We start from the raw sequence: 15,847 nt of genomic DNA, 5'->3' as shown, positions 1-15,847 counted from the left end.
CGAAGGCCAGGGTCATGGAGAAGATGGCCGGATCCTTGTAGGGGAAGAGCGGGGCGGGGTTCTTCAACACGTCGACCCAGACCGTGGAGCTGAGAACCACCATGGTGACCGTGCTAATGAGTCCCATGGCGCCACCGATGAGGGCTCCCCGGGTGGTCAATCCCTTCCAGTAGATGGAGAGGATCAGGATGGGGAAGTTGGCGCTGGCGGCGATGGCGAAAGCCAAGCCCACCATGAAGGCCACGTTCTGCTTTTCGAAAGCGATGCCCAGGTAGATGGCGATGATGCCGATCACCAGAGCAGCCATTTTGGAGAGATTCATCTCCTTGCGCTCATCGACGTTGCCGCCCTTGATGGCATTGGCGTAGATGTCGTGGGAGACGGCGGAAGCGCCGGCCAGGGTCAAACCGGAGACCACGGCCAGGATGGTGGCGAAAGCCACGGCGGAGATGAAGCCCATGAAGAAGTCACCACCGGTGGCATGGGCCAGATGGACGGCGGCCATGTTGTTGCCACCCATCAGGGTACCCTTGGCCATGTCGAGGTATTGCAGGTTGGGGGCAACCAGCAGAACCGCGCCGAACCCGATGATGAAGGTCAGGATGTAGAAATAGCCGATGAAGCCGGTGGCGAAGAAGACGGACTTGCGGGCTTCCTTGGCATTGGAAACGGTGAAGAAGCGCATGAGGATGTGGGGCAGACCGGCGGTGCCGAACATCAGGGCCAGACCCAGGGAGATGGCGGAGATGGGATCCTTGACCAGGGTTCCGGGGGCCATGATGTTGGCCTTGGAATCGATCACCGCCTTGTGAGCCGCCAGTTGGCTGTTCTGCATGGCGGTGATGGCCTCCGAGAAGAGGCGCTCCACGCTGAAGCCGACGTGTTTGAGCGACATGAAAGCGATGAAGGTGGCGCCGGAGAGCAGCAGAACCGCTTTGATGATCTGCACCCAGGTCGTGGCCAGCATGCCGCCGAAGGCCACATAGAGAATCATGAGGGCGCCGACGATGATGACCGCGTAGGCGTAGTCGAGACCGAACAGGGTGCGAATCAACTGCCCCGCACCCACCATCTGGGCGATGAGGTAGAGGATCACCGTGGCCAGCGCACCCAAAGCGGACAGGGTACGGATGGGCACCTGGCTCAACCTATAGGAGACGATATCCGCGAAGGTGTAGCGTCCCAGGTTGCGCAACTGCTCGGCCATGAGGAAGAGGATGACCGGCCAGCCCACCAGGAAGCCGATGGAGTAGATCAGCCCATCGTATCCCTTCATGAACACCATGCTGGAGATTCCCAGGAAGGAGGCGGCGGACATGTAGTCGCCCGCGATGGCCAATCCGTTCTGGAAGCCGGTGATGCCACCGCCGGCGGCGTAGAAATCCTTGGCCGACTTGGTGCGGCGCGCCGCCCAATAGGTGATGCCCAGAGTCGCCACCACGAAGATGAAGAACATGGTGATGGCCGTGATGTTCATTTCCTGCTTGGGAGCGGCAGGAGGCATGTCGGCGGCGTAGGCCAGGCCGGACGCCAGAAAAGCTGCCAGAAAGGGTGTGATCAGGCGGTCCATTACTTGAACTCCTCTTTGAGCTGACGGGTCAATTCATCGTATTCGCTGTTGGCCCGACGAACATAGACTCCGGTGAGAAGAAAGGCCGCCACGATAAGACCCGCCCCGATCGGAATACCCCAAGAGATGACACTGCCCGCCATTATCGGGATACCCAGCAGAGCCGGCTTGAAGGCAATAACCAGAATGAAGGCGTAGTAGAGGAACAGCATGATGAAGGAGAGATTCCAGGCAAAACGACTGCGTTTGCTAACCAGTTCCTTGTACTTGGGGTTGTTGCGAATGCGCGCTATCTGACTTGCGTCGAGTTCGCCAGAGTGGTCCATATGTTTCCCCTTTTGTTCGGGTGTTTGAGTTGAAGAACACGCCCGTAAAAAACCTTTCCCCCTGGGAGTGCTCCACCACCTCACGGGGTCACCGCGAGGCCTGATGAGGTCTGCCGTCGCACCCGGGCTGACGGCAGACCCCACAAAGGTTCAAGCGTCAGGTGTTCTGACGTTCGTCGATCAGCTTCTTCACCACCGCCGGATCGGCCAGGGTGGTGGTGTCGCCCAGGTTGTCCAGCTCGTTGGCGGCAATCTTGCGCAGAATGCGACGCATGATCTTGCCGGAGCGGGTTTTGGGCAGACCCGGAGCCCATTGGATGATATCGATCTGGGCCAGGGCCCCGATCTCCTTGCGGACCAAGGTAATCAGTTCCTTGCGCAAGACATCGGTTGCTTCCACACCCACCATCAAGGTGACGAAGGCATAGATACCCTGGCCTTTGATGTTATGGGGGTAACCCACCACGGCGGCTTCGGCGACCTTTTCGTGCAACACCAGGGCGCTTTCGATCTCCGCCGTACCCAGATTGTGCCCGGAGACGATGATGATGTCGTCGACACGTCCGGTGATCCAGTAGTACCCGTCCTCATCCCGACGGCAGCCGTCGCCCGGGAAATAGCGTCCGGGATAGGCCGAGAAGTAGGTTTCCAGAAAACGCTGATGGTTGCCGTAAACGGTGCGCATCATACCCGGCCAGGGACGGGTGAGGGTCAGAATGCCGCTGCACTCGCCCTCCAGAACCACACCCTTTTCGTCCACCACTTCGGGGACGATGCCCAGGAAGGGCTTGGTGGCCGAACCGGGTTTGGTGGCAATGGCCCCCGGCAACGGGGTGATGAGGATACCCCCGGTCTCCGTCTGCCACCAGGTGTCGACGATGGGGCAACGCCCCTCGCCGACCACGTTGTAATACCACTCCCAGGCCTCCGGATTGATGGGCTCACCCACTGAACCCAGCAGGCGCAACGACTTACGGCTGGTAGAGGTGACGAAGCCGTCCCCCTGGGCCATCAGGGATCGAATGGCGGTGGGAGCGGTATAGAAGATATTGACCTGATGCTTGTCCACCACCTGCCAGAACCGGGAGGCGTCGGGATAGGTGGGGATGCCTTCGAAAATGAGGGTCGTGGCCCCGTTGGCCAGGGGACCGTAGACGATGTAGCTGTGTCCGGTGATCCAGCCGACATCGGCGGTACACCAGAAGACATCCCCGTCATGATAGTCGAAAATGTACTGATGGGTGATGGAGGCATAGAGGATGTAGCCGCCGCTGGTATGCAGCACCCCTTTGGGCTTTCCGGTCGATCCGGAAGTGTAGAGGATGAAGAGGGGATCCTCGGCGTCCATCACCTCCGGCTCGCAGACGGCGGCGGCCTGAGCCATGGCCTCGTGATACCAGACATCCCGTGAGGGGTTCCAGTCGATGGCGCCACCGGTCAGGCGCACGGTAATGACCGTATGCACATTGGGGCACGATTCCAGCGCCTTGTCCACGTTGGCGCGCAACGGGATCTTCTTGGCCCCGCGCACCCCCTCGTCCGAGGTCACCACCACCCGGCAATCGCTGTCGAGGATACGATCCTTGATGGAATCCGGGGAAAATCCGCCGAAGACCACGGAATGGACCGCCCCGATGCGGGCGCAGGCCAGCATGGCCACCGCCGCCTCCGGAATCATGGGCATGTAGATGCAGACCCGGTCCCCCTTCTTGACCTGACGCGATTTCAGCACGTTGGCAAAGCGGCAGACCTCGGCGTGGAGTTCCTTGTAGGTGATCCTTTTGGAAGCGGCAGGGTCGTCGCCCTCCCAGATGATGGCGGTTTGATCGCCCCGGGTGGCCAGATGCCGGTCCAGGCACTGGTAGGAGACATTCAGCTTGGCCCCTTCGAACCAGCGGATGTGCGCTTTGCTGAAATCGTAATCCAGCACCCGATCCCATCGCTTGAACCAGTGGATGCGCTTTTCAGCCTGTTCCGCCCAGAACGCCTCCGGGTTTTCCACGGATTTTCTGTAAAGCTCTTCGTAGGATTCGGCATTCAGATGGGCCTTTGCAGCGAACTCCGGTGGAACAGGGTAGGTTTTCGAGGTGCTCATCGTGCAGATCTCCTTCCAGAATAAATGCTTGATGTCACATAGACAGGCTTGAGAAACATCACGTGTCCCTGCCAGTTGCAAGCGGGAAGGATACAGAGAGAAAAAGGAATCTGCAATTTTTTTGATTGGGACATTCAATCGGCTTGTTTAATATTCCGTTCAGTTATGGGTCACATTTCTGACATGATATGGCCAACTTGGTTTCAGGCTGCTATAAATAAAGGCTCCGTCTTGCTCTGCACGGCGGATGGGTTCACACTGGTGGCAGCCAGTGTCTGGCATGGCATCGAAAAGAACGTCCGCAGTCCGCGCGAAAAAGGACCGATTGATCCGACAGGGGCGGGCCTGTTCCCGGGCCACCGACTCCGGGTCGTCGTGGCTTGTCAGCAAAGGTCCGCCTGGCAATCCGGTTCCGACGGGACGATCTTTTCGACTTACTCCAAAGTTGGCGTGGGGGTGAATCGTAGGATGAGTGCCATCAAGAAGTTTCAAGTAACCATCGACAGCGATTTGGAATCCATCGCGCCCGGCTATTTGCAAAATCGGGTCAAGGATATCGCCGAAATCAAACAATCCCTGGAAAAAGGCGATTTCGACACCATCCGCATCCTGGCCCACCGCATGAAGGGTTCCGGTGCGGGGTACGGCTTCGACGGGATCACCGACATCGGACGCCGCATGGAGGTCGCCTCCAAGGAGCAGAATGCCATGGTGATTGCGGAGGCGGTCGAGGAGTTGGCTGTTTACGTCGCCGGGGTCGAGATGGTTTTCGAATGATCGCTATCGGGGAAAAGGTCCATGCGGGTCTTGTTGGTTGACGACTCACCGGATGACCTTCTGCTCCTGCAAACCATGCTGAAATCCGGTGGGCACGAGGAGCTGACTCCCGCCCCTTCGGGGGAAGCGGCGTTGTCGTGGTTGCGCCTTCAACAGGAAGAAAACCTGCCCGACCTCATCCTGCTGGACATGCAGATGCCGGGTATGGACGGCTTGACGGTGTTGCGCCGCCTCAAGGGAGAAGAAGCCCTCTGGGCCATACCGGTCATCATGGTGACCGGCAACACGGCCGTGGAGGATCTGGCCCAGGCTCTGGAAGCCGGCGCGGTGGACTACATCACCAAACCGCTGCGCAAGGTGGAATTGCTGGCCCGCATCCGGGTGGCGGAAAGACTGGAGCAGGCCCTTCGCAACGTCAAGGAGCGGGAGCGGGAGCTGTTGGCCATGACCGACTCCCTGACGGAAGGGGTGGTCAAGGTGGATGGACGCAATCGGGTACGTTTCCTCAATCCCGCTGCCGAAGCTCTCCTGGAGGCTTCCGAGCATGAGGTCATCGATTGGGATTTCGACCATCTCATCCGCGCGGCTCTCCCGTCCGAGCCCGACGTAACGATTAAACTATTGGATGGTATCCTGAAAGGGGATTCAGATAAACTTTCAGGAGAATATCTGTTGCGCAGTCGCTTCGGACGCACCTTTCCCGTGGCCTTGCGGGCGGGGGCCATCCGGGTCGAAGGAAGGCCGGAAGGCTGTGTGGTCTCCTTCGAAGATATCGGAGAGCGCTGGGTTGAAGAGGAGCGACGACGTTTGGCCGCTCGTATTGTGGAAACCAGTCAGGAAGGCATCTGCATTGTGGGGCCGGATCGCCTCATTCAGGATGTCAATCCCGCCTATGAACGTCTGACCGGATACTCTCCCCAGGATGTGGTCGGCAATTCGGCCTTTTTCCTGGCGCAGGCCGATAACGATTCCTGCTTTTTCCATGAGATATGGGCCGACGTGGCCCGAAAAGATCGATGGCAGGGAGAGATGTGGGCTCGCCGTTCTTCAGGCGTGGTTTTTCCCCTGGGGGTAAGTCTGAGCGCCATTCGGGATCCGTTGGGTTCGATCACCCATTACGTGGTCATGATGGAAGACATCACCGATCGCAGACAATACGAAGATCAACTGAAACACCGCGCCAATCACGATCTTTTGACCGGGTTGCCCAACCGGATGCTTCTGGCGGACCGCCTGCAGCTCGCCATGGCGACTGCGTTGCGCAATCGGCAGCAACTGGCTTTTCTGTTCATCGATCTGGACCATTTCAAGCCGATCAACGACACGCTCGGCCATGAGGTGGGCGATGTGGTACTGGCCACGGTGGCCCGCCGGCTGCAGGCGATGTTACGCAAAAGCGACACGGCGGCCCGACTGGGCGGGGATGAATTCGCGGTGATCATTTCCGAGGTTGCCGATCTCCATTCCGTCTGTGCCGTGGCCGACAAGATCATCCAGGCCATTTCCCAGGAGATCGACGTAGGCCCGCACCGCTGCCAGGTGGGCGCCAGCATCGGCATCTCCCTCTTCCCCCTGGGGGAGAGGAACCCTGCGAACCCGGCCCTGGGGAGGGAAGGCGACGTACTGATGAATCAGGCCGATTGCGCCATGTACCAAGCCAAACGTTCCGGTCGAAACCGCCATTTCCTCTTTCGAACCGAGCCGGTTCCCCCCCTGCTTCAATCCGAAGGATCGAAGTAGACCCGATAGCGCAGCGCCTGCTGTTGCTGTTCGTAGGGGCTCAACGAGGGATCCGGGGTGAACGGGGGCGGATCCAGGGGTTCCCACGTTATTTCGGCGCATCCTGCCAACACGATCATTGCCAAACCGATCAGCGTGATTTTCATCTTCCTTCTCCCGTGAGGGGCGATAGTCGCCGCCCGCTTGCCGATTTCCAGGTCGAAACGGGAGGCGTGGGGGGATTCAGCCCCGGCAACCCGTCATGACGGACAAACCCCCCGCATCCCGACCGTTCGAACGGGGGCCGTGCAGGGTCGAAACCGCCGTTGCGCCTCTCTCAACTCACTCCACCAAGCGAAACATGGGCAGAAACCGCTCCAGGTTCAACTGGCCGTGTTCCGCAGAGTTTGCCAGCAGGGTGGGGGTTTCGGCCAGCAGAATCTCGCAGATCGTTCGGATGAGTTCGCATTTGCGGGGTGGTTTGAGGCGGCTGCCGGTCTTTTCCAGGTGGTTTTCCACGTAGAGCAGCACCTGCAGGACGAGTTCCCCTCCATATTCGCAGGGAGGGGAGATGGGCCGGGGAGGTGTGACTGAGGGGGGAGGGGGCGTTATTCCCGAAGGGAAGGGGGGTGTTCCGACGCCGAAGGAGAGCCATTCCGGGGTGGTTTCCAGGGCGGTTGCCAGCTCCTGGAGGCGTCTGGGACGCTGGATATCGCCATTTTCGATGACGTTGACGGCCTGCTGGCTGATACCGGCAAGACTGGCCAACTGGGCCTGGGAGAGGCCTTTGGCTTTGCGAAGTCCTTTCAATCGTTCGGCGAGGGAGTTCATGCCGGCAGGTTACCATGAAAGATGGTAGACCACAAAAACAATTTTAAGGGGTTTTTGTGGTTTTTGTTAACCAATAAAAATGGTGATAGATGACTGTTTTTATTGGTAACAACAGCCCCCCGTTTTACCATGTAAATTTGTTGCTTGCGACGGACCAGACAGCCTCGCCCTGCCACGGGTTCATGAAACTTTCAGGCCAAAACGAACGCTCCACAGCAATCGGCCGTTCGGAAACCCGCCGGAACAACATGAACCGGCAACGGATTGTCAAAAACGCGGACAGTCCCCCTGGACAGTACACCAAGGAAAAGGGGGGGATATGGCGAAGCGATGGAAAAGACGAAGGACTACGGAATGGACGACAGAATCAGCGGCGGTGGCGGCGCCAGGCGTTGGGGGATTGGGGACGGAACCGGGGCAAGCCCTTCCAGCCGCCCAACCTTTGGCTGCGGGCCTGTTTTTCGTCCGTGCTGTACTCTTTACTGTAATGGATATAAGCGGTGGCCCATCCGGCCTGAACCAGTTGCCGTCCGATATCCTCTCCGCCCGGAAGGAGACAGCGGGCCACCTGGCGACCGTAAGAGTCCTGGTCCTGCACCCGGCAGGTCAGTTTTTTTCCGGAAACCAGATCGGTTAGAAACCGGGTTGCCTCTTCGCCGCAGGCGAAGGGATTGCCCTCTCCGTCGGGGCAGGTCTGCCGGCGTTCCCAGGCATCGATGCCGAACAGGCGCACGGTGGCCCGGTCAAGGTGCAGGGAATCGCCGTCCATAACCCTGGCCACTCCCGAAAGAACGGCGACTCCGGCCGAACCGGGGATGGGAAAGGTCAACACCAGGAGCGTCAGGATCGCCGACAGGTGAGGAAAGATTGACGACGCTTTGACGATGCCGGGTCGGCGCATTGGCAAAAAAGCCGTCGTCAACATTGCACCCAGGGCAAGCCGCGAAAGCGCCATCCGTTGAGACTGGAACGGTGATGACTGCCGTCCCGATCCCCCTCGAAGCCTTCCAACACATTGTAGACCCGGATGAAACCGGCATCCATCAGGGCGTTGCCCGCATCGATGGAGCGGTGTCCCGAACGACAGATCAAGACGACGGGCTGCTCTTTTTTGGCCAGATGGCTGACCTCTTTGACGAAATCGGGATTGATCTCGAAATCGGGGTACTCCTGCCAGGGAATATTGACCACCCCCTGGGGATGCCCCACAAAGAAATGTTCCAACTCCATGCGCACGTCAACGAAGAGGGCATCGGGATTATTTGAAATGAATTCAAAGGCCTCCTGGGGAGTCAACTGGCCGAAGCCGGCATGAAGCGGGCTGTGGGGCGCGGAGGGAAGACCAGCTCCGGAAGTGGCGTTCTCGGACACGTTCATCTCCTTGCCAGAACACTGGCAGACGGTAGGTGGGAATAAAGCGACTTGCCATAATAAAATTGGAACAATTATTGAATGTCTGATAGGCAACCCCGTACCGGGGATCGTCCGGTGAGTGCGAGAAGCCTAACAAGGCCGACAGGGATTGTCGAGTCTCCCAGGGTAGGGAGAGGCCGAATGGGGATTTTTGCAGCTTTCAGGCCAGGAAAAATGGTTGGCAGACAAAAATAAGACCGGCAGGAAACGAAATTTCCTTGTGGTCGCGGGGGTGTTCAGAGGTAGAATGGCTCCCACGCAAACAGACATGCCAACCTATCGGCGAGCTTTGGTACAGGACCTGATCACTGGTCCCAGGGCGCCATGCGCCCCGGACCTGGCACTCTTCCGCCACGGAAGGCGGGAGTGCCCTGTTGACAGGTTTTCCCCGGTGCGGGGGATTTCCTGCTCTGGATGCCGGTTTTGACCCCTTATTCTTCGAGGCGTGCAGCAGCCATGGTAAGAACCATTTCCCGAAAGAGCCTTGCAGGGGCTCCCCTGATGCGGTCCCATCACCTGCAGACCGTCGGCAAAACGGCCCTGCTGGGCAGACAGCAGGTCTCCCGGCGTTCGCGTCATGCCCAGACCGCCAGCAGTGGACCCGGTATCCTCTCCCAGGGTGTGCAACTGCTCAGCCTCGCCATGCCCAGACGGCAATCCTTCAGCCACGGGGCCAACGTGTTGAGCCACGGGGCCAGCCTGTTGGGCGTGGTGCTGCACCAGACCTGGCAAGCCACCCTGTTCCTGGCGGGCGCTTTGATCCTGGCTTCCCGGAAGGCCGCCTCCCTGGCCTGGCAAATGCTTCTCCACGTCCAGCAGGCCGGTGTCATATTGGGTTTTGGCATGGTCTTTCTGGCCAAAAAAGCCGCCTGGCTCGTGGGTCAGTTGTTCCACTGGACCAAACAGGGCATCCTCTTCGTGGTGATGGGTATCCTCTTCCTCTTCCGTTCCGTGTGGAACTTCATCATGGATTGGGTCTTCGACCGCGGCGCCGACGAGGAGTACGATGAAGAGGAAGAGGGCGAAGAGTGGGAAGACGCGGCGGATGGCATGGAACCGGAGGGTGTCATGATGCGCTCCGAAAGCCGTACCGAGCCCGACCTCGATTTCGACCCCTCCGTGGACGGCCTGCTTCAGGACATGGAACCCGTCAACTGGGATGAAGTCCATTGCAAGGGTATCGAGGCGGAGTCCGCCAAGGAAGCCATCCTGGCGGAAGAGGAGTCCAATCTTCTTCCCAGCGAGTTGTGGGACCAGGCTGCGGCCCTGCGTGGCATGTTCAGCGCCCCGGCAACGAAGTAAAATCCGCCTTTCTGCATGCCAGGTCTTGATCTTCGAGGCAAGATCGTCTAAGGAAAAACAAGGAGACACATGCCCGGGACTTCATCGTTCCGGGCTATCGGGTGATTCCCCGTTGGGAATCTACACCGTGACCTCTCCCGGGGATGGATCGGCGGGACAGGGATGCTTTTGCCGATCTCGTTTGGGATGCACGGAAGCATGGATTGCTTTATCGTGACGGGTGGTGCCTTCAGCACTCTTCCCCTCACGTAAAAGCATGGGACCGGCGGGCTCTCTCGGAGCGATATGAGTTCGAAATCTTTTCCAGACTCGTTGCCCATCGGCTCTTCGTTATTGTGGTACGAGATCCTTCAGGTTCTCGGCAAGGGAGGGTTTGGCATCACCTACCTGGCCAAGGATACCAATCTGGATCAGTTGGTGGCCATCAAGGAGTACCTGCCCGCGGGCTTTGCCGCCCGCCAGGACAACAAGGACATTCTGCCCAATTCCCCTTCCGATTCCAAAACCTTCGAATGGGGCCTGGATCGTTTCATCAAGGAAGCCCAGCTCCTGGCCCGCTTCAAACACCCGAACATCGTTCGGGTCATGAGCTTCTTCCGGGATCGCAACACCGCCTACATGGTCATGGACTTCGAGGAGGGACAAAGTCTCGAAGACATCCTGAAAAACCGGGGCTTCCTGCCCGAAACGGAGTTGTTGCGCATTCTGGAGCCCCTGCTTTCCGGAATCGAGACACTGCACAAGTCCGATTTCATCCACCGGGACATCAAACCGGCCAATATCCTCATTCGCAAGAACGGCAAGCCGGTGATTCTCGATTTCGGTTCCGCGCGACAGTCACTGCCGGGGCGGGATCAGATGACCAGCCTGTTGAGTCTGGGTTACTCCCCCTACGAACAGTACGACTCCTCCGGAGTCCGGCAAGGCCCCTGGTCCGATATCTATGCCCTGGGCGCGGTGCTTTATCGTGCGGTGACGGGCAAAAAGCCGGTGGATGCGGCGTTACGCATCGGTTCCCGCCTGCGCAACGAACCCGACGCCATGACGCCCGCTCTGGATTTGGCCAAAGGTCGCTACTCCTCCGGCCTGCTCAAGGCCATCGACAAAGCCTTGATGGTTCTGGAAACCGAGAGGCCCCAGTCGATTGCCGCCTGGCGTCCCATGCTCTTCGTGGTCGAATCCGATCCGGAAGTGCCCCCTCGCCCCGAGGCGGCTCCCGCCCAGTCGGCTCCCGCCCAGAACGCCACCTCCTCCGCCCAGGCCGTGGAGCGCAAAGCCAAACAGAGCAGCTGGCGCAGCTTCATCGCCTCGATGAACAAATTCGGCACCGAACTGGACATTCCCGACCTCTCCAAAAAGGGGCCCGCCGTGGTGCGCAAGCCCACCGGGGATACGGTTGCCCAGCCCTCCCCGATGGCGGCATCGGGAACCCCGGCCATAGCGGAGGTTTCGGGAGCAGGGGAGAGCGCCGATGCCCAAGCCGCTCAGGTCAAAAAACAGGGATCGATCTGGGTGGAACCCGTCACCAAAATGGAGTTCGTCTGGATTGACAAGGGACGTTTCGTCATGGGCAGCCCCCGGGGCGTGCCTGGCCGCAAGCCCGACGAGGGCCCGCAGCGAGAGGTGGAGATCAGCGGTTTGTGGGTGGCCAAGTATCCCGTGACCTGGGGCAAGTGGAAGCAGGTGATGGGGGATCCCTCCAATTCGGTGGGCTTGACCCAGCACAATTTCCCGGCGGACCAGATCAGTTGGGAAAACACGCAGCGTTTCATCCGCACCCTGACCCGGCTGACCAACGGTGCCAACCGTTTTCGTTTGCCCACGGAAGCCGAATGGGAGTTTGTCGCCCGCGCGGGCAATGCCACGGCCTTCTTCTTCGGGGACAATCCCGCCCAGTTGGGACAATATGCCTGGTATGTGCAGAATGCCGCCGGCAGAGTGCATCCGGTGGGTATGCGGGCCGCCAACCCCTGGGGACTTTACGATATGCTGGGGCTGGTCTGGGAGTGGACTTCGGACTGGTACAGCGATCAATATAACGCCACGACCCCGGTGCGCAATCCGAGAGGCAGCGCCACGGGTGAGTTTCGGGTCTGTCGCGGGGGAAGCTGGAAAAACCCGGCCAACGCCTGTCGTTGCGCCTTTCGACTGCCGCTGCCCGAAGGGTCGGATCAGCCCATCGGCTTCCGTCTGGTGTGCGAGCCGGTGGAGGATGAAACGGGGGAAGTTTGATTATCCCTTCGATCTTTTGACGTTCAATATTTTATCTTTTAAATATCAAAAAAAGGAAATGTTCTGTCTTTTGACGTTTTGTTTATCCATGCGTCAGACCATCCCGAGCAAAGCAAAGCATAAGTATTGTTATTTATTATAAAATTTAAATAATGTAATATTATTTAGAAGATATCTTTATGCATAACTCGGATAACTGACAAACAAATAAAGTCAAAGGACAGAACATTTCCTTTTTTTGATACTTAAAAGATAAAATATTAAACGTCACGGCACCGGCGCTGCCACAACCCCCGCCACACCGCATACAGATTCCCCACAAAACGCTCTCCGTCACACAGCGGCGAGGCCAACACGCGCAAACGCATCTCCCCACGCCCTTCCGCCAGCCGCACCCCATCCTGACCCAACGCCACCGCCCGTTGCCCATACTCCCGGACATCACCCACCACGAACTCCCCGAAACCGGCGTTGCGCAGGTGGCTGGAAGCATGACGGCCCGCAAAACTCCTGCCGGGCCAGGTCAGGGTCGGCACCCCCATCACCAACGCCTCACAGGTGGTCAGCCCCCCGGAATAGGGAAAGGTGTCCAGAACCAGATCGATCTCCCCGTAACTTTCCAACACCTGCCGATGGGGCAGCGCACCACGCAGCACCACCCGCTCCTCGGCAATCCCCCGCCGACGCAGCCCCCCAACGATCCGCTCCCGGTTGGCGACATCCTCCAGACTGATGCCCTGCAACCAGAGACGTGATCCGGGAACCTCGGAGAGTATTTCGCTCCAGACAGACAATACTTCAAAATTTATTTTTGCGGGATTTTGCAGACAGCCGTAGGTAAAAAAGCCTTTTTCCAGCCAAGGGGAGGGAGAAACCTCCGGCAGGTCGGCGGGGGGCTGGTAACAGATGTAGCCGTCCGGCAGATACTCCACGGTTTCGCCGTAACACTCTTCTTCGCCCGGCGGCACATGGGTGGCATCGGCCAGCAGCGCATCCATGGTCGGCAGGCCGGTGGTGCCGACGTAACCGGCCCAGCTCATCTGCAGGGGCGCCGGTTTCAGGGCGAAGCAGCCCAGGCGGTTGCCGGCGGTGTGTCCCGCCAGGTCGATCAGGATGTCGATGCCGTCCTGGCGGATGGTTTCGGCCAGTTGCGCATCCGTCAGAAACCGTGTCTCGCGCCAGCCCTGACAGGCCTGTTGCAGGCGGGCGGTGAGGGCATCGGGGCGGGCCCGGTCGGAATAGACGTGAAGGATGTAATCTGGACTGCGGTGGTGGGCCATCCAGGCGGCCATGAAGTAACCCACCGGATGCTGCCCCAGATCGGGGGAGACCAGACCGATGCGCAAGGCCCGATCCGGCTCGCGGCTGTTGGCAAAGGCAGGCGGGGAGGGCAGCCGTAACTGCCCGGCCCATTCCCGATGCCGCGCCAACAGGGTGGCCGCTTCGATTCCCGGCTGGTAGTGGGAGCCGAGCAGCCAGTTGCTCCAGGCGGCGGCATGATGGGGATCCTGGGTCAGGGCGTTGCGAAAGGCATTCCGGGCCTCTTCGTGACGGCCCTGTTTTTGGAGAACCAATCCCAGATTGATCTGCAGGCCGGGGCTCTCCGTGAGATTCAGCGCCCGGTTGAGCAGCGCCTCGCAGGGCGTCAGGCGGCCCAGGGCTTCCAGGGGTTGGGAGGCGTTGAGCAGGTAGCGCGGCTCGTCGGGATTGAGCCGGATGGCCTGATCGAAGGCCTGGATGGCCTCCTGGTACAATCCCAGATCCTGCAGCACCAGTCCCAGATTGGACCAGGCTTCGGGCCATTGGGGTTGCAGGTGGGTGGCCATGCGCAGCAGGGTTTTGGCCTCCTGCAGCTCCCCCAACTCCCGCAGCACCGCCCCCAGATTGTTGGAGGCCAGATGGTGGCCGGGTTTAAGCTGCAAACAGCGGCGGAAGGCGGCGGCGGCCTCACGGGGGCGTTTGTTGCGCCAGTGCAGGTTGCCCAGGGTGTAGTGGCTGCCGGCCTGATCGGGGGCCCGTTCGATGGCGCGCAACAGGGCCTTTTCGGCTTCGGCGTCACGTTTCAGCAGGCCGAGGGAGATGGCCAGATTGTTGAGGAAGACCACCTCTTCGCTGCGGGCCAGAGCCTTTTGGAACAGGCCGACCGCCTCTTCGTGGCGATTTTGCGCCTGGGCCAGCAGTCCGAGGATGAAATGGGCGTCGGCATGTCCGGCATCGACACGCAGAATGCGCTGGCAGGCCTCGTGGGCCGCAACGAGGTTCCCCGCCTGGCGGGCCAGCAGGGCCTCCTTGAGCCACTGCCCCAGGAGAACGGCGTCAGGGCTCAACGTCCGCCCGTAACCCAGGAGAAAAGCCCGGCGAAGAAAGAAATAATTTCATCAAAAAAGATCCAACCAAGCCAGCAGGAACGATCAGATTGGGCTTCAGGGGGGGTGTGGTCGATTTTCATCTTGGCCGTTTTGCGTTCTTCGGGGGTCAGATGAAAGGGATTGTCAGACATCCTCTTCCTCCTCTTCCTGCTGATCGAAGAACAGACCGAGACCGCGTTCCGTCACCCGGGCGATGGAGCAGGGGAAGGTCATGTTGAACTCCCGTTCGCCTTCGCGCACCAGCACCTCGACGATACCGCCCTGGCCGACCTTGGCGGCGGGGGGGATGACATCGGTGAAGAGGAAGGCGCCGCTCAAGCTGACATCGGTGGTATGCCCCTCGACGACCAACCCGTCATCGCCCCGAAAGGTGAGGTTGGTGATGAAGCGGATGCGTTCGGCATGTCTGGCGGGCTGTTCCGCACTGTCGGTGCTGGGGTTCATGGTTCGCTGCCCTGGCTAAAGGGAGAAGCCGGAATATCCATCGTCCCCATTTTTAACCTTTTTACAGCCGGATTTCCAGCCTGTTTCAACAATTCTCCGCAAAACGCATTGACATCCGATCCGCCGTGGGGGGACTTTTTCCCAGGAAGGTGGCTGGTCACTGGCGAAGCCAAGGGAACCAATAGGATACAAGTCGTCATTTATGTATCTGTTCAGGTATACGGGGGTTTGGGGGGGATTATCCCCCCCAACGGGTCCAGGGCAGCGCCCTGGGACTCTTTGCTGTTGACTTCCAACCCCATGGGGTCCAGGGGGCGCCCCTGGGACTTTTCCTTTCGCTGTTGACTCCGTCATGTCACGCTGAACAGGATCCTGAATAGTTACCAGGCGAAGACGGTTTTTGGGTAGCGGAGTGTCCCAGCCTGCCGGGCTGCATCAGTCAGGGGGAAACACGGGAGATCGCCATTCAGAATATTCGTGAGGCGATTGAGGTCTATATCGAGGCTTCGGAGGGGTCAACAAAATGAAAGTTGTAATTTTTCGGGGCTTTGCCCCGAGCCCCAGCGGGGGGCCTCCTGAAGAATGATAGCCTTTCCTCTTCACACGGCCCTCACCCCAACCCTCTCCCGGAGGGAGAGGGCGATTATATTCCCACTCCCTGCCGACGGAGTAACCGAGATATCGAAGCCCACTCGGACACGCAACTTTATGCTGAGTAAATATCCCCCGGCAGAGCCGGGGGCTTTATTTTGTGAGCCGCTCAAAGCGG

General features: G+C 59.4%; 15 protein-coding genes. 5 read left to right on the top strand and 10 right to left on the bottom strand.

Translation table 11 applies throughout. The annotated features are described in order from the left end of the window. From HQL56_11210 to acs, 3 genes are all read right to left on the bottom strand, one after another. The coding region (locus HQL56_11210) for a cation acetate symporter (protein ID MBF0310084.1) at positions 1-1,570 on the bottom strand (1,570 nt) is incomplete at its 3' end. Further along, positions 1,570-1,896, bottom strand: a complete 327-nt coding sequence (locus HQL56_11205) for a DUF485 domain-containing protein (GenBank protein MBF0310083.1) — start codon at positions 1,894-1,896, stop codon at positions 1,570-1,572. The genes HQL56_11205 and HQL56_11210, both read right to left, overlap by 1 nt. A gap of 157 nt (positions 1,897-2,053) precedes the next feature. Then, complete coding sequence (gene acs, locus HQL56_11200) at positions 2,054-3,991, bottom strand: acetate--CoA ligase (GenBank protein ID MBF0310082.1); 1,938 nt, start codon at positions 3,989-3,991, stop codon at positions 2,054-2,056. A 468-nt stretch (positions 3,992-4,459) separates the two neighbouring features. Here acs and HQL56_11195 point away from each other — a divergent pair, with 468 nt between their 5' ends. Further along, positions 4,460-4,768, top strand: coding sequence for an Hpt domain-containing protein (locus HQL56_11195; protein ID MBF0310081.1), 309 nt, complete (start codon positions 4,460-4,462; stop codon positions 4,766-4,768). A gap of 21 nt (positions 4,769-4,789) precedes the next feature. Further along, on the top strand, positions 4,790-6,508 hold the full coding sequence (locus tag HQL56_11190) for a diguanylate cyclase (GenBank protein MBF0310080.1): 1,719 nt from the start codon (positions 4,790-4,792) through the stop codon (positions 6,506-6,508). On the opposite strand, the gene HQL56_11185 is transcribed toward HQL56_11190, so the two are convergent. The 4 genes from HQL56_11185 to HQL56_11170 form a co-directional block, all read right to left on the bottom strand. After that, the gene (locus HQL56_11185) at positions 6,487-6,654 is read right to left on the bottom strand and encodes a hypothetical protein (GenBank protein MBF0310079.1); all 168 of its coding nucleotides are present in this window, start codon (positions 6,652-6,654) and stop codon (positions 6,487-6,489) included. The two genes, HQL56_11190 and HQL56_11185, sit on opposite strands and share 22 nt — an antisense overlap. Positions 6,655-6,829: 175 nt before the next feature. Next, a complete protein-coding gene (locus HQL56_11180; protein MBF0310078.1) occupies positions 6,830-7,318 on the bottom strand; it encodes a helix-turn-helix transcriptional regulator in 489 nt (162 codons plus the stop codon). A gap of 367 nt (positions 7,319-7,685) precedes the next feature. Next, positions 7,686-8,219, bottom strand: coding sequence for a thermonuclease family protein (locus HQL56_11175; protein ID MBF0310077.1), 534 nt, complete (start codon positions 8,217-8,219; stop codon positions 7,686-7,688). A 17-nt stretch (positions 8,220-8,236) separates the two neighbouring features. Next, positions 8,237-8,695, bottom strand: coding sequence for a rhodanese-like domain-containing protein (locus HQL56_11170; protein ID MBF0310076.1), 459 nt, complete (start codon positions 8,693-8,695; stop codon positions 8,237-8,239). Between the two features lie 537 nt (positions 8,696-9,232). Here HQL56_11170 and HQL56_11165 point away from each other — a divergent pair. Together HQL56_11165 and HQL56_11160 are read left to right on the top strand one after the other, a co-directional pair. Beyond that, positions 9,233-10,033: a hypothetical protein gene (locus HQL56_11165; GenBank protein MBF0310075.1), complete on the top strand. Its 801-nt coding sequence runs from the start codon at positions 9,233-9,235 to the stop codon at positions 10,031-10,033. Positions 10,034-10,318: 285 nt separating this feature from the next. After that, positions 10,319-12,265, top strand: coding sequence for an SUMF1/EgtB/PvdO family nonheme iron enzyme (locus HQL56_11160; GenBank protein MBF0310074.1), 1,947 nt, complete (start codon positions 10,319-10,321; stop codon positions 12,263-12,265). Positions 12,266-12,525: 260 nt separating this feature from the next. On the opposite strand, the gene HQL56_11155 is transcribed toward HQL56_11160, so the two are convergent. Genes HQL56_11155 through HQL56_11145 form a run of 3 tightly spaced genes read right to left on the bottom strand, consistent with a single transcriptional unit; the run spans position 12,526 to position 15,078 of the window. After that, the gene (locus HQL56_11155; protein ID MBF0310073.1) at positions 12,526-14,592 is read right to left on the bottom strand and encodes a tetratricopeptide repeat protein; all 2,067 of its coding nucleotides are present in this window, start codon (positions 14,590-14,592) and stop codon (positions 12,526-12,528) included. Further along, positions 14,589-14,765, bottom strand: coding sequence for a hypothetical protein (locus HQL56_11150; GenBank protein MBF0310072.1), 177 nt, complete (start codon positions 14,763-14,765; stop codon positions 14,589-14,591). The genes HQL56_11155 and HQL56_11150 overlap by 4 nt, the downstream gene beginning before the upstream one ends. Then, entirely contained in the window at positions 14,758-15,078 is a 321-nt protein-coding gene (locus HQL56_11145) for a PilZ domain-containing protein (protein MBF0310071.1), read from the bottom strand. Before HQL56_11145 ends, HQL56_11150 begins: the two co-directional genes overlap by 8 nt. A 422-nt stretch (positions 15,079-15,500) precedes the next feature. Here HQL56_11145 and HQL56_11140 point away from each other — a divergent pair, with 422 nt between their 5' ends. Further along, positions 15,501-15,605: a type II toxin-antitoxin system HicB family antitoxin gene (locus tag HQL56_11140; GenBank protein ID MBF0310070.1), complete on the top strand. Its 105-nt coding sequence runs from the start codon at positions 15,501-15,503 to the stop codon at positions 15,603-15,605. Positions 15,606-15,847 lie beyond the last annotated feature (242 nt).

The sequence above is a fragment of the Magnetococcales bacterium genome (genome assembly GCA_015231925.1).
Lineage (GTDB): Bacteria > Pseudomonadota > Magnetococcia > Magnetococcales > JADGAQ01 > JADGAQ01.
This window is presented reverse-complemented; position numbering and strand designations above follow the sequence as displayed.